This window comes from Mitsuokella multacida DSM 20544 (assembly GCF_000155955.1).
GTDB classification, from domain to species: domain Bacteria; phylum Bacillota; class Negativicutes; order Selenomonadales; family Selenomonadaceae; genus Mitsuokella; species Mitsuokella multacida.
Map to the genome: position 1 here is coordinate 1,158,216 of NZ_GG697141.2, position 14,609 is coordinate 1,172,824.

Sequence of the window (14,609 nt, forward strand, 5' to 3'; positions counted from 1 at the left end):
TTAAGCTTTCTCCGGCTCTTTCATGAGCTTGCTTGCCAGGCAGACAAGGGCCGTGAAGCCGATGATGCCGACGAGCAGGGCCGTTTCGCCGAGCGCACCGATGTTGCCGAGGATGATGCCCGGGATGAGGTAATCGGTATCTGCGAAGGTCGAACTTGCAAGGCTCAGGTTGCCGAGGACCGGCAGGATGAACAGCGGCAGCCAGCTGATGAGCAGACTGTTAACGGCAGCGCCGATGATCGCACCGCGGCGACCGCCTTTTGCATTACCGTAGATGGCAGCTGCGGCACCGCAGAAGAAGTGACCGACAACGCCTGGGATGATGACGACCGTGCCAAGGGCAACCATGCCGAACATCGAGATCGTACCGACAATGAAGCTGACGAAGAAGCCAAGCAGAACAGCGTTCGGGGCGTACGGGAAGATGATTGGAACATCCAGTGCCGGTTTCGAATTCGGCACGAGCTTCATGGCAATGCCCTGGAAAGCTGGGACGATTTCTGCCAAGATCATGCGAACGCCCTGCAGGACGACTGCAAAACCTGCAGCAAACGTACCGGCCTGCACGATGGCATAGATGATGTAATTCGTCCCTTTGCTGAGGTTTTCTTCGACGAACTGCTGGCCCGTCATCAGAGCGAGGATGATGTAAACGATAGCCATGACGATTGTGATGGAGACCGTCGAGTCACGCAGGAACGACATGCTCTTCGGGACATTGATGTCTTCCGTGCTGTGCTCTTTGTTGCCGAACCACTTGCCGCACCAGCCAGCCAGAGCGTAGCCGATGTTGCCCGTATGGCCCATGGCGACGGTATCGCCGCCGGTGATCACACGCATGAACGGCTGACAGAGTGCCGGGGTAACGGTGAGCAGCGTGCCTTCAAACAGACCGCCGAGCAGGATGGTGAAGAGGCCATTGCCGAAACCAGCGGATACGAGGATGACGGCGGTCAAGCAGGATACATAGAGCATAGCCTGGCCAGTCAAGAAGATGTACTTAAACTTCGTGAAGCGGGCCAGCGCGATGTTGACCAGCATGCCGACGAACATGATCATCGCCGTTACAGAGCCATAATCCACCAGAGCAATGGCGACTACGGCCTCATTGCTCGGCACAACACCCTGAACACCGAGCGAGAACTGGAACATCTTTGCAAATGGATCTAGCGAATTGACAAGGATGCCAGCACCACCAGTCAGGATCAGGAATCCTGCAAAGGTCTTGATACCCCCCTGAATGACCTGTGTCGTCTTTTTATGCTGTAAGATAAGTCCCAAGACGGCCAGCAAGCCGACGAGCAAGGCTGGTGTCTGGACGATACTGACAAAAAGATTCTGTACCATAGACAAATTCCTCCTTTGGGATTTATCCCTTAGTCGTGGGCAATGTTATTGTCGTCGAGAATCTTATTGACGGCTGCCTTAACTTCATTCTGGTCGATTAGACTGTTGAGCAGGACAACGCGATCCTGCGGCAGGCCGGACACAGCGTCACCAAGCGTCTTTTCGACAAAGAAGTAATCCGCCATATCCGCCGTCGTGCTACCAACATCTGCATGTTCGACGGAGATTTCCTCTGTCACGCCTTCAGAATTGAGCAGGTTCTGGATGTTCATCTGGACCATAAAGCTGCTACCGAGACCAGACTGGCAAATGCATAAGAATTTCATTGTAATTCCTCCTAAACTATGAATGACAGATGGTAAATGATTTCTTTATTCAGCACGAAGACTGCCGAGCAGTTCTTCCTGCGAGTTTGCTGCTAAAACACGCTGAACACGATCGGCGTCCATCAACAAGGTAGCCAGTTTCTGGATCAACTCGATGTGGCTCCGATCATCCGGAGTCGCCAGGAAAATCCAGAGGCGCGCCGTATGGGCTGGGTCATCCAGCAGGGCTGCCGGCTGCTTGCTTAGCAGCAGTGCCATCACGGCTTTCTTGGTGGAAGGCAGCGGCCTTGCATGTGCCAACACGATGTTCGGCCCGATGTTCATGTACGGCCCTTTTTCCGTGCACGTCGTGATGATCTCATCGACGTACTCCTGTGCAATCAAGCCATCGTCCAGGAGCGGCTGACCAGCCATCTGGATCATGTTCTGCCAAGATACATGCTCCTGATCGATGTACTGAACATATTGTTCACTGAATAGCTCCATCATGCATTTCCTCCTTTCACTGTGGCTTGTTCCTTATTACAGTGCCTATTTTAGACGCAACCGCAGGCTCAAACAAGTGCAATAAGGATTTGACAAAAGTGCAATAACTGAACTATGATGATGCTATCAACCTACAGGGGGCCAAATCATGTTATCCTTTTGTCCGTTCAAGAACGGTGATAAGCTGCTGAATCTGCTGCAGCAAAATGACCATGCTATATCCATCGAGGGGCTTCAGGAGGCGCTGCAGCTGTCCAGGCGCAGCATCCTCTACCTGATCAAGAAAGTCAATCACGCCCTGTCCGAGCAGGGTATCCCCATCATCCAGAACAAGAAGGGACAGGGGTATTATCTGGAAGAGCAGGGGAAGAACGCCTTGCGCAGCTATGAGCAAGAGCCCGTCGTCTGCAACGTCCTGACGCATCCGCAGGAGATGCGGATTCCGTTGAAAGACCTTCATCTAGACGACCGCAACCGACTGCTGGACTACATGCTGATCACAGAACCCGGCATCTCGCTCCAAGACTTCATGGACATCTTCCAAGTCGCGCGGAACACCGTCCTGCAGGAACTGCGCCGTCTGGAAGTCTACAACAAAAAAGCTTCCTTCCAAGTCCGCGTCACACCGCGCGGACGCATCATAGAAGGAAGTGAGCTGGCAAAAAGGCGATGGATCATCGAGAACTTCGCCGCCATCTTGCACTTGCTTGAAAAATATTATACTTTGAGTTATTCGCCCGATCTTCCTGCCTTGCTGCAGTCGTACGAAGACCTCGTGGGCAGCAGCCTGACCGACGACGCCCATCATTTCATGATGTACTTCCTCACCTGGTACGACCAGCGGCTGGTGAACGGAGATCGGGTATCCCTGACGCAGACAACATGGTCCGAAGAAGAGGACCGGATACGCGATTGGGCCGAAGCCTTTCTCGCTCGCCACGACATAAATGACACGGATGAGTGCCAATACTTGTGTCGCCTCATGCGCCAACAGGCAGTGACCTCCGTCTCACAGAAGGATGCACTTTACGACAGTCTGCATCACTTTGCCGACCATCTGGCCAGCCGCTTTGCCTCGCTTTCCGGTCTGGACATCACGCAGGAGCAAAAGGTCCTCGTAGACCGTCTGACGGTCCATCTCATCTCGGCCTATCATCGTCTGCAGAACGGAATCCGCTACCACAATCCGATGCTGTCTAAAATCAAGCAGGACTACCAGAGCCTGTTCTATCTGACCAAAACAGCGGTCAAATCACAGGAATACCTTTGGCACGCCGACTTCTCAGATGATGAGATTGCCCTGATTGCGACCTACTTCGGTGGCGCAGTTGTCCAGCAAACCGAAGAACTCCAACAGCGCCAAATCCTCGTCGTCTGTTCCAGTGGCATCGGCACATCACAGTTCCTGCTGCTGCAGCTGCGCAGCCGCTATCCGCAGGTGCACTTCACCGGTCCGCTCAGCACCGCCGAATGCCTGCAGTTCCCACTCGATGACGTCGGCCTCGTGATCACGACAACATCACGGCAGTATTTCCAAAACATCCCTTGCCCCGTGCTGTCGATATCGCCATTGCCGACAACACAGGAATGGGAGGAACTTCACAATCGCCTGGCCGAATTGGATTTTCCCATCGATACCGGCCTGCGCGAGAACGTGCGAGAAATCGTCGCTATCATCTCGGACTATGCAAAGATCGAAGACATGAATGGCCTGCTAAGAGGACTGAACGACTACTTCTACCGGAAGAACCATCAGATGAAAATCCGCAGTCGACAGAGTCAGTCGGACTCCCTGCTGAAGTACGTAACCTACTGCAGCGGCGAGATTCCTGCCGCCGCGAAACATGCGAAACCAGCCTGGCAAAATGCCATCCAGTACGCATGCCAGCCGCTCCTGCAGGGCCACTTCATCGTCCAAAGTTACATCGACCGCATCATTGCGCTGCTCGCCCGTTACGGCGATTACATGGTGCTCGGCAAAGGCGTCCTGCTCGCACATGCCAAGACAAAAGACGGCGTCCTCGCCAGCTCCGCTGCACTCACCTTATTCGAGAAGCCCATCACGATGCAGAGCGGCAAAGAAATCCGCTGCATCATCTGCCTGGCCCCACAGAACCAGAACGATCATCTCGATTTCTTGGCACTGCTGCTCCAAAAGCTGAACGACACAGAGTGGTGCAAGACCCTGTTCACCAGAAACAGCCAGCAGGAACTAGAATCCTTTATCTGGGCGACCGTAGACGCAAACGCAAATCAATAGCCAACGGCAGGTTCAGGGGACGAAGGTCGCCGACAGTATTTTCAAGGCCTGCGAAGCCAGACCACGTCTGGGTTCAGAGGGCATTTCAGGTGCTGAAATGCGGAAGTGCGCCTACCCGAGCCTTTGCCAAAAATCACTACAGGTCCGCGCAAAGAAAATCGGCCTCTACCTAAACATTGCTGCAAGAGGAGCCAAATGCAAAAAGACCTCAGCCGGTTATCACTCCGGCTGAGGTCTTTTCAGTTGGTATACGTCTTGTTAGACATTCCTTCTAACGGCTTTATTATATAGTAAAGATATAAAATCAACCACACCAAATCTATAGATAATTATATTAAAATATGTTATAATTATCTATAAGGAGGTGAGTCCATATGTTTTCTAAAGATGTTCTTCGCATCTTGCAAGTTACCAGACCGACACTCACGAAGTATGTCAAGACAGGGATTATCCGTGTCCATGTCATGCCCAATGGCCATTATGACTACAACGAGGAAGATGTCTACAAGTTCCTCAACAAGAAGGAAAAGCGCAAGACCTACATCTATGCCCGTGTCGCTACGCCCAAGCAGAAACTTGACCTCAAGAACCAGATCCAGCAGCTCAAACAGTTCTGTCTCACGAAGGGCTACACCGTCAATGGCGTATTCTCGGATATTGCCAGTGGCATCAACTTCGAGAAGCGGAAGGGCTTGTTCGACCTTTTGGATGATGTCCTTGCTGGGCGTGTCGAGCGTATAGTCGTAACCTACAAGGATAGGCTTTCACGCGATGCATATGACTTGCTCGACTATCTGTTCCAGAAATACAACTGTGAGCTGGTCGTCATGAGTGAGGTCGGCTCTGAAAAACTTGACTCTCAAGAAGTGTTCGAGGATATGGTGAGTCTTCTGCATTGTTACTCCATGAAGCTGGATTCCAGCCATAGGAAGCCGAAGAAGAACAAGGAGGCGATAGAGGATGATGAAACGAGTGGAACGCCACCGGCTTAAACCTTCTTCACCGTTCTACGCCATGCTGCGCGAATTCTGTCATCGTTCTAAGAATCTGTACAATCACGGAAATTTCCTGATTCGTCAAACATTCATTGAAGATGGCAAATGGCTGCGCTATGGCGAAGTCGACCGTTTGCTGAAGGCTGATAAAGACTACCCCGACTATCGGGAGATGCCGACTGCGCAGACGGCACAGCAGACGCTTCGACTGCTAGACAAGAACTGGACCTCCTTCTTCGCGGCCATCAAGGACTGGAAAGCGCATCCCGAGAAGTACAAGCCGAAAGACGGCTATTTCCCGCTGGTGCTGACAAATCAGAACTGCAAGCTCAAGGACGGAGTCATCCGTTTTCCTCGAACCTTCCAAGGATTCACGGTAAAGGCCATCTTCGCCAGTCAGCCAGAAGCTGTGTTCAAGCAGGCACGCATTATCCCGCATGGTGGGGAGATTGATCTGGCGCTCGTCTATGAGTTGCCGAAAGTCGAGGAGAAAGCCGACAATGGAAAGTATGCCGCCATCGATATCGGCGTCGACAATCTCGCGGCGCTGGCTTGGAACACAGGCGAGCGACCTGTCCTGCTCAAGGGGACGCCGCTCAAGTCAGTCAATCAGTACTACAACAAGCAGATGGCCAAGCGCAGGAGCATCTGTGAGCTGATGAATGGACGCCATTCATCCAAGCGAATCGCGCGGCTCACAGCGAAGCGGAATCGCAAGGTCGAGGATTACCTGCATAAAGCAAGCCGCAAGGTCATTGACTTGTGCGCAGAGCAGGATGTGTCGGTACTGGTCGTCGGCAAGAATAAGGGCTGGAAACAGAAAGCAAATCTTGGCCGCAAAGTCAACCAGAACTTCGTGCAGTTGCCTTTCGCCCGCTTCATCCAGATGCTCCAGTACAAGGCTGAGGCAATCGGTATGAAGGTCGTGCTGACTGAGGAAAGCTATACGAGCGGCACGTCGTTTTTGGATGGCGAGGCTCCGGCCAAAGACCGCTATGACAAGTCACGCCGTGTTCATCGCGGACTGTTCCAAGCAAACGATGGCCGGAAAATCAATGCCGACATCAATGGTGCCTACCAGATCATGCGAAAAGTATTCCCGAACGTGAACGCAGACGGGATAGAGGGCGTAGCGTTACGCCCAACTGTAGTAGCCCTTTCGATGAGCACTTGTTGCAGCTCCGGCTGCGCCTGATGCGAGAAAGAGTGAACAGTAAAATTTATTAAAAATACGAATATCATTATTTGTTATTTATAATAAATATAACGTTGTTGCCTTGGATGCGCTCGATTTCCTGATTCGTCTCATCCGGGTGAACCGGCACCTGACTGATGCGCGGTGTATCTTCGATGTACTTCGTCATGATGTCCTGTACTGATTCGTCCTTGAATTCCTCGACCATGCGCTTCAGGATGAATGCGAGAATCTTCTTCTGGGAAAGCACCTTCTTCGCCGCCTAATCGTAGGCAGCATTGCGGTTGCCGTACAGCGCTTCTTCCGATAAACTCATTCTCCCACCTGCCTTTCTATCTCCATTCTACTAGGATTCGTGGGGATTGACAACAGCGCTTTCTGCTCGAGTAGGATGCGCAGTACCTGAAAAGAGCATTATGGAAAAATGAGGTGATACTGATGGATGATAAGGAAAAGAAGTACGATGTTGAGACTGGCGAGGAGCTTGTGAGAGATGTGCGGCCCATGACTATCTCGTATGCAGGGCATCAGATGACCTTCTCGATGCCAGGCTGGTATCCGAAGGATAATGATGAGGGGACTTTTACGGATGATGACATGAAGGTCTATGACAAGGCGCTGAATCAGTTGAAAGCGGAATCAGAGCATCTCTTGAAGCCGATGGAGATCCGTGCCATCCGCAAGAAATTGAAGTTGACGCAGGTGCAGGCCGGTACGATTCTTGGCGGCGGAAAGAAGGCTTTCCAGAAGTACGAAAGCGATGAGATCCTGCCGAGCCGTGCTATCTCGAACCTGTTGCGTGTCTTAGCTGTCCAGCCGTCGTTGTTGCAGACCATCATGTGATGACGAGGTACTCGGTATGTCAGTGTGCGGGCGGATGAAGGAGTGCTTCGATGGAGCAGTCCTTTTTTCGTTGCGGCGGGGCGGGCGGACTGCTATACTAGAAGAGAACAATCGGTTTTAGGAAAGAAGGGCGCAGAGATGAAGGGACATCGCAGAGGACAGCAGGGGGCAATCCTGGTACTGACGGCTTTTCTGCTGCCTTTTATCATCGCGTTCACGGGGATGGCCGTTGACTTTGGCAGCGCCTATGTGCGCCGCTCGCAGCTGCAGAACGCAGCAGATGCAGCTGCTTTGGCCGGAGCATATCACCTTGACGACAACCAGGCCGATGATGTCGTCCTTAAGTATCTGAAGACGAATCTTGATCCACATTTTACTAGTTATTCGTATCAGACAGGCGATGACTTCCCAGATAAGTTCGAAACGCTGAATTATCATACGGATAAACAGAAAGATGAATTGGATGTAACATTGCGGAGCAGTGTAGAAGCATCCTTCTTGAAGTTGTTTGATATCGATACGATACCAGTATATGCTACAGCAAAGGCTAAAGTCTCAAAGGAAAAAGAATCATTACCTACTGATGATATGTTTAATTATGCAATAACTGTTGCTAATAAATCTTATGAAACTGGTAATCCTAGCATATTTATGGTGTCATCAGGAATGAATATTAAAGGAAATATATTAACTAATGGATCAATATTATTTTGGAATGATAGAGTCAATACTTTAGATGGGAAGATTTATTCTGCTGTACCATTAAATAAACAGGTTTGGTCTAATAAAGCATGGGATAACAAACCATTAGCTTTTGCTACGCCAGATGGAAAAACATTTACAGATATCCATGATTATAATAAAAATAACGGAATCGCTGATATTAGGATAGACTCTAATAGCGGAATTGAAAAAATGATTCGTAATTATCGTGATATGGCTATAAAAGATAGAGAAAAAGAACACATATATTACGATGATAGACCTAATAAAGATTACAATTTTTCTTCATCACATGCAGGAGTTTATCCGGATTTATGTCCTCAGGGTGATACAATAGTAAGCATCGATGATGCAGGAGGAATACCTCCTGAAAATAGGTATTATAGAGTGATAATCGTAAGTGGAAATATTAGTGCTAGCTTTGAGCATTCTCCACCACCTAAAGATAATGAGTATTTAGTACTTATATCATTGCACGGAAGTATTACCGTTCCTAATGATATCCCACTTAATGCTATGATTTATGCTCCGGAAGGAACTGTTACAATTAATGGTAATGCAGCTCATGTGCGTGGTAGTATTGTTGCACAAACACTGTACATGTCATCCGGGGGACAGAAAATTACTGGATATAATTTTTTTAAAGAAGAATCTGGATTACCTGGAACTAGCGGAGAGAAAAAGGTGTCGTTAATTAAATAATCAGGCATTGTATTTCTGTACGGAATTTCTAAAATCCTTTTTTATAAGGATGCAAAAAGGCACCTCCTGGGTTACCGTCCTTGGAGGTGCCTTTTTAGTATAATGGTGTTCTCGTGCATATCCTACAGTCTCTAGTATATCATATCTGCTTGCTAGGGCAAGTGTTTTATCTGGGATGGCCCATTGGACTTATTTTGTGCAATACAAAAGCGGGAACAACCGAACGTTCCCGCTTTTGCCGCCTCTATACCTTCTGCCACCTACCACATACTAGATGTAGTAGGTCTCCCATGACTATATTACAACAAATGGGGGAGCATTTCAATAGGGGCTGAGAAATTTTGTTATTTGCTGCTGGTTGATGTGGGCTCGATGTAGGTGACGGGGAAGCCGTCGATGGTGTAAACCATGCGCTGGCCGGTGGGGATGGTCTCGGGGGCGTTCTTGGTCTCGTCACCGGGGCGGACGCGGCCGCGCTGGTAGAGGGTCTTGCCGTCGGCGTTCTCGATCATGGTGTCGTGCTGGGCGGAGAAGTCGATGGCGGTGACGGGTGTCCAGATGGTGGAGGTGTCGATCTTCGTGACACCGTCCTGGATGTCGAGGGCGCTGCCGGGGCTGACGCGCGTCGTGATCTTGCGGCCGGATTCCTCGGAGATGGTGCTCGTCTCGTTGGTGCCGGAGAGCGCGGCGGCTTTCTCATAGAGCTGTCGCGCCTTGGTGTAGTCCTGCTTGACACCGGTGCCCGTCTCGTTGATAGCAAATGATTCTCAAGCAAAAATTAGAGGCAGGATGAGAAGTCGGTTAATCTCAGCGGCCGGCAAAGATTTTTAACAAGATGCACAAGATTTTAGAGGGGATGGGGGCCCGCGTGACGAATCTCTTTAGGTATAGGCAAGACGAATGGCCGGACGTGGAACGTCAATTCATCGTACATGTTCGTCAAGGGAAAGGAAGCGATCCGCATGTACTTCTACTGTGAAGACTGCAAGAAAGAATACCCATTGAATACGCATTCGTACAAATGTGACTGCGGCGGCATGTTCCGCCTGCACAAGGACCCGCATGAGGCGGTGGTGAAGCACGAGATCTCGCTCGGCGAGTTCGTGACGCCGCTCGTGCCATTCCAGGTCGGCAAGCTCGACTTCCTGCTCAAGATGGAGCATCTGCTGCCGACGGGGTCGTTCAAGGACCGCGGGGCCTGCGGCATGATCAATGCGCTGCACGACCTCGGCATCAAGAAGATCGCGCTGGACTCGTCGGGCAATGCGGGCGCTTCGATGGCGGCGTATGCGGCGGCTGCGGATATGGAGTGCACGGTCTACACGCCGGACGACATCTCGCAGGAGAAGGTCAAGCAGATTGAGGCGTACGGCGCGAAGATCGTGAAGGTGGCCAATGGCCGCATGAAGGCGTGCGCGGCGGTCAAGCAGAACCTCGGCGATGCGTACTACGCGTCGCACGTCTACAACCCTCTGTTCTTTGAGGGCATCAAGTCGATGGCGCATGAGCTCTACGACCAGCTCGGCCACCATGTGCCGGATTACATCTTCATGCCGGTCGGCAATGGCACGATGCTCATCGGGCTGTTCCTCGGCTTCATGGAGATCGGGCGGCTGCCGCACTTCGTCGCGGTGCAGTCGTCGAAGTGCGCGCCGCTCTACGAGGCGTACCATGAGGTGCCGGCTTCGCCGAAGCGCACGACGATCGCGGAGGCCATCCGCATCACGAAGCCGAAGCGCCTCAAGGAGATGGTAAAGGCCATCCGCGATTCGGGCGGCGATGTCATCACGGTGCCGGACAAGGACATCCTCAAGGCGCAGAAATACCTGAGCCATCGCGGCATCTACGTCGAGATGACGTCGGCGGCGGCGCTCGCGGGCGCGGTGCAGTTCTTCGAGAACGGCAAGCCGGACAACTACAAGGTCGTCATCCCGCTGACGGGCAATGGCCTGAAGCGTTGAGTCGCTTGGGCATCTGGGATTGAGAGGATTGGGCAGTGAGCCGAGGGGAGTACCATGTTATACGGAATGATTGATATCGGATCGAACACGGTCCGCATGGCGATTTATCGCATCGAAGGCACGCATGTCGAGATGCTCATGAAGAAGAAGCACACGGTCGGGCTGGCGGCGTATCTTAGGGACGGCGTCATGCAGCAGCAGGGCATCGACAAGGCGGTGGAGATCCTCAAGGAGTTTCGGGCCTTCCTGCTCGCCTTCAACATCACGCATGTCGTGGCGTTCACGACGGCGGCGCTGCGCAATGCGAAGAACAGCGCGGCGGCGGTCGGCGAGATCGAGCGGCGCACGGGGCTGCCGATCCGCGTGATCACGGGCGACGAGGAGGCGACGTACGACTTCATCGGCGCGACGCACGACCTCAATGAGGACGCAGGCCTGCTCATCGATATCGGCGGCGCGAGCACGGAGATCGTCTCCTACAGCGCGGGCAAGATCGAGCAGAAGATCAGCCTGCCAATCGGCTCGCTGGCCTTCCGCACGAAGTACGTGCACGGCATGCTGCCGACGAAGGCGGAATGCGAGGCGATGCGCGAGGAGGCGGAGGCGACGCTCAGAGCGGCCACGGCCTTCGCGGACGTCCGCGAGGCGTCGATCGCGGGCATCGGCGGCACGTTCAAGGGCGCGACGGCGCTCTACAATGCGCTGTACGAGAAGCCCATCGACAATGTGAAGATGGAAGCCGCCCGCCTCGAGGCGCTCATCGAGCGCTTCACGGACGAACACGGCATCAATGAGGCGATGACGGCGATGTTGATGAAGACGGTGCCGGACCGCATCCACACAGTCATTCCGGGGCTCATCATCGCCGAGGTGCTCGCCGCGCGCTTCCACTGCAAGGAGATCACCTACAGCGATTCCGGCGTGCGCGAGGGCTACATCTATTCGGAGGTATTGAAGTAAAATATTGACGAAATATCCATATTAACCTAGGATATTAATAGAGTGATGTCGGACAACATCATGAAACACAAAGGCCCATCGGTGTGACTGACCGATGGGCCTCGCTATTTCCGGGAAGATCTTGAAAGTCCCGTGTATCATGCGCTCTGATGGACTTTCTCCTAGAAAAATGGTATAATTAAATGCTAAATGATTTTGCTAGAATACATGTTTTTGTTTTGAGATTTTGAGGTGAGATTGTGGATTTTGGTCAGGGAAAGATCGTGCCGGTCAACCTGGAACACGAGATGAAGAACTCGTACATCGACTACGCTATGAGTGTCATCGTCGCGCGTGCTCTGCCGGATGTCCGGGACGGCTTGAAACCAGTACACCGCCGCATCCTTTACGCGATGCAGGAGGCGGGCATGGGCTCGAACAAGCCCTACAAGAAATCGGCCCGTATCGTCGGTGAAGTCCTCGGTAAATATCATCCGCACGGCGATTCGTCGGTCTACGATGCAATCGTGCGCATGGCGCAGGATTTCTCCATGCGCTACATGCTCGCAGATGGTCACGGCAACTTCGGCTCGGTCGATGGCGACCCGGCGGCTGCCATGCGTTACACCGAGGTCCGCATGTCGAAGATTGCGGAGCTCATGCTGCAGGACATCGACAAGGAAACGGTCGACTTCACGCCGAACTACGATGAGTCGCTGAAGGAGCCGGAGGTACTGCCGGCGAAGTTCCCGCAGCTGCTCGTCAACGGCACGTCGGGCATCGCGGTCGGCATGGCGACGAACATCCCGCCGCACAACATGTGCGAGGTCATCGATGGCACGCTGATGCTCATAGACCATCCGGATGCGACGATTGACGACCTCATGAAGGTCATCAAGGGACCGGATTTCCCGACGGCTGGCCTGATCCTAGGTCAGGACGGCATCCGCCAGGCGTACACGACAGGCCGCGGCGTCATCAAGATGCGCGCGAACGCCCGCATCGAGACGCTGTCGAACGGCAAGCCGCGCATCATCGTCACGGAGCTGCCGTATCAGGTCAACAAGGCGCGCCTCGTCGAGAAGATCGCGCAGCTCGTGCGCGACAAGCAGATCGAGGGCATCACGGCGCTCAACGATGAGTCGGACCGCGGCGGCATGCGCATCGTCATCGACCTGCGCCGCGACGCGAACGCGAACGTCATCCTCAATCAGCTCTACAAGCACACGCAGCTGCAGGACAGCTTCGGCGTCATCATGCTGGCGCTCGTCGACGGCAAGCCGAAGATCCTGAACCTCAAGGAAGTCCTGCACTACTACATCGCGCATCAGGAAGATGTCATCACGCGGCGCACGCGCTACGACCTCAAGAAGGCAGAGGCGCGCGCCCACATCTTGGAGGGCTTGACGATTGCCCTCGACCACCTCGATGCCGTCATCACGACGATCCGCGAGAGCCGCACGGCTGACATCGCGCGCGCAGCCCTGATCTCGGGCTTCAAGCTCTCGGAGAAGCAGGCTCAGGCCATCCTCGACCTTCGCCTGCAGCGCCTGACGGGCCTCGAGCGCGAGAAGATCGAGGAGGAGTATCAGGAAGTCCTGAAGGCCATCGAGGAGTACAAGGCCATCCTCGCGGACGAGGGCCGCATCCTCGCCATCATCAAGGATGAGCTCAAGGCAGTCAAGGCGAAGTTCGGTGATGCGCGCCGTACGCGCCTGACGGTCGACACGAGCGAGATCGACGTCGAGGACCTCATTGCCGAGGAAGATGTCGTCATCACGCTGACGCACAACAACTACATCAAGCGCATGGCGCTCGACACCTACCGCCGCCAGAATCGCGGTGGTAAGGGCATCAAGGGCATGCCGACGAAGGAGAAGGATTTCGTCGAGAACCTCTTGATCACGACGACGCACCACACAATCCTGTTCTTCACGAATCGCGGCCGCGTCTACCATCTCAAGGCGTACGAGATCGCAGAGGCAAGCCGCGCGGCGAAGGGCACGGCCATCATCAACCTGCTGCAGCTTGAGAAGGACGAGAAGATCACGGCCGTCATCCAGGTCAAGGGCTTTAATCCGGACGCCTACCTGTTCATGGCGACGAAGAAGGGCATCGTCAAGAAGACGAGCCTCGTCGAGTTCAAGAACCTGCACAAGGGTGGCCTCAATGCCATCAACCTCGACGACGATGACGAGCTCATCGGCGTCAAGTTCACGGACGGCGAGCGCGACATGATCCTCGGCACGAAGTGGGGTATGGCCATCGTCTTCGGTGAGGACGATGTGCGCGCGATGGGCCGCGCGGCCCGCGGCGTCAAGGGCATCAGCCTTAACGACGGCGATGAGGTCATCGGCATGGATACGCTCTCGCCAAACGCCGAGGTGCTGACGGTCACGGCTGAGGGCTACGGCAAGCGCACGGAGACGAGCGAGTACCGCGCCCAGAACCGCGGCGGCAAGGGCCTCATCAACCTCAAGGTCACGGAGAAGACGGGCGATGTCATCGGACTGCGCGTCGTCCATCCGGACCAGGAGCTCATGCTCATCACGACGGAGGGCATCGTCATCCGCACGAACATCTCCGACATCTCCGTCATCAGCCGCAATACCCAGGGCGTCAAGCTCATGTCGACTGGCGAGAACGACATCGTCGCCTCGATGGCCGTCATGGACCAGAAGAACTGAGTGCGCTCCGCTCTTGGATGCTCAGTATCTCAGTATACAGGATGTTCAAGATGTTCAGGATGCTCAGTAAATGAATCAAGTATAGAAAAGGCTATCCCTTCGAGCAAGATTGCTCGGGGATAGCCCTTTTCTGTATCAGGATGTT

General features: G+C 53.5%; 14 protein-coding genes. 9 read left to right on the forward strand and 5 right to left on the reverse strand.

Going from position 1 to position 14,609, the window contains the following annotated elements; all coding sequences use genetic code 11:
- From MITSMUL_RS05360 to MITSMUL_RS05370, 3 genes are read right to left on the reverse strand one after another with little or no spacing between them, the layout of a single operon-like run.
- A complete protein-coding gene (locus tag MITSMUL_RS05360; RefSeq protein WP_005840669.1) occupies positions 1-1,347 on the reverse strand; it encodes a PTS ascorbate transporter subunit IIC in 1,347 nt (448 codons plus the stop codon).
- Positions 1,348-1,376: 29 nt separating this feature from the next.
- Entirely contained in the window at positions 1,377-1,673 is a 297-nt protein-coding gene (locus tag MITSMUL_RS05365; RefSeq protein ID WP_005840670.1) for a PTS sugar transporter subunit IIB, read from the reverse strand.
- A gap of 45 nt (positions 1,674-1,718) precedes the next feature.
- Positions 1,719-2,162, reverse strand: a complete 444-nt coding sequence (locus MITSMUL_RS05370; RefSeq protein WP_005840671.1) for a PTS sugar transporter subunit IIA — start codon at positions 2,160-2,162, stop codon at positions 1,719-1,721.
- A gap of 145 nt (positions 2,163-2,307) precedes the next feature.
- Here MITSMUL_RS05370 and MITSMUL_RS05375 point away from each other — a divergent pair, with 145 nt between their 5' ends.
- The 3 genes from MITSMUL_RS05375 to MITSMUL_RS05385 all read left to right on the forward strand — a co-directional run bounded on the left by MITSMUL_RS05375 (position 2,308) and on the right by MITSMUL_RS05385 (position 6,609).
- Positions 2,308-4,419, forward strand: coding sequence for a BglG family transcription antiterminator (locus MITSMUL_RS05375; protein WP_005840672.1), 2,112 nt, complete (start codon positions 2,308-2,310; stop codon positions 4,417-4,419).
- 374 nt (positions 4,420-4,793) lie between these two features.
- Positions 4,794-5,411: an IS607 family transposase gene (locus MITSMUL_RS05380; protein ID WP_005840674.1), complete on the forward strand. Its 618-nt coding sequence runs from the start codon at positions 4,794-4,796 to the stop codon at positions 5,409-5,411.
- Positions 5,380-6,609, forward strand: coding sequence for an RNA-guided endonuclease InsQ/TnpB family protein (locus MITSMUL_RS05385; RefSeq protein WP_040635549.1), 1,230 nt, complete (start codon positions 5,380-5,382; stop codon positions 6,607-6,609). Before MITSMUL_RS05380 ends, MITSMUL_RS05385 begins: the two co-directional genes overlap by 32 nt.
- Positions 6,610-6,655: 46 nt before the next feature.
- On the opposite strand, the gene MITSMUL_RS05390 is transcribed toward MITSMUL_RS05385, so the two are convergent.
- On the reverse strand, positions 6,656-6,859 hold the full coding sequence (locus MITSMUL_RS05390) for a hypothetical protein (protein WP_005840677.1): 204 nt from the start codon (positions 6,857-6,859) through the stop codon (positions 6,656-6,658).
- 188 nt (positions 6,860-7,047) lie between these two features.
- Here MITSMUL_RS05390 and MITSMUL_RS05395 point away from each other — a divergent pair, with 188 nt between their 5' ends.
- Together MITSMUL_RS05395 and MITSMUL_RS12320 are read left to right on the forward strand one after the other, a co-directional pair.
- Positions 7,048-7,452: a type II toxin-antitoxin system MqsA family antitoxin gene (locus tag MITSMUL_RS05395; protein ID WP_005840679.1), complete on the forward strand. Its 405-nt coding sequence runs from the start codon at positions 7,048-7,050 to the stop codon at positions 7,450-7,452.
- A gap of 138 nt (positions 7,453-7,590) precedes the next feature.
- Positions 7,591-8,877 (forward strand): pilus assembly protein TadG-related protein, encoded by a 1,287-nt coding sequence (locus MITSMUL_RS12320; protein WP_005840681.1) that lies wholly within the window; start codon positions 7,591-7,593, stop codon positions 8,875-8,877.
- Positions 8,878-9,221: 344 nt separating this feature from the next.
- Here the strand turns inward: MITSMUL_RS12320 and MITSMUL_RS12720 are convergent, their stop codons facing one another.
- Entirely contained in the window at positions 9,222-9,389 is a 168-nt protein-coding gene (locus MITSMUL_RS12720; protein ID WP_005840683.1) for a hypothetical protein, read from the reverse strand.
- Here MITSMUL_RS12720 and MITSMUL_RS05405 point away from each other — a divergent pair.
- From MITSMUL_RS05405 to gyrA, 4 genes are all read left to right on the forward strand, one after another.
- Positions 9,388-9,579 carry a hypothetical protein gene (locus tag MITSMUL_RS05405; protein WP_005840685.1) on the forward strand — a complete coding sequence of 64 codons (192 nt, stop codon included), beginning with the start codon at positions 9,388-9,390 and terminating at the stop codon, positions 9,577-9,579. The genes MITSMUL_RS12720 and MITSMUL_RS05405 overlap by 2 nt on opposite strands.
- Positions 9,580-9,839: 260 nt before the next feature.
- Positions 9,840-10,838, forward strand: coding sequence for a pyridoxal-phosphate dependent enzyme (locus MITSMUL_RS05410; RefSeq protein WP_040635552.1), 999 nt, complete (start codon positions 9,840-9,842; stop codon positions 10,836-10,838).
- A gap of 66 nt (positions 10,839-10,904) precedes the next feature.
- Positions 10,905-11,798: a Ppx/GppA phosphatase family protein gene (locus MITSMUL_RS05415; protein ID WP_340139628.1), complete on the forward strand. Its 894-nt coding sequence runs from the start codon at positions 10,905-10,907 to the stop codon at positions 11,796-11,798.
- Positions 11,799-12,037: 239 nt separating this feature from the next.
- Positions 12,038-14,464 carry a DNA gyrase subunit A gene (gyrA, locus tag MITSMUL_RS05420; protein WP_005840691.1) on the forward strand — a complete coding sequence of 809 codons (2,427 nt, stop codon included), beginning with the start codon at positions 12,038-12,040 and terminating at the stop codon, positions 14,462-14,464.
- Positions 14,465-14,609: the final 145 nt, after the last annotated feature.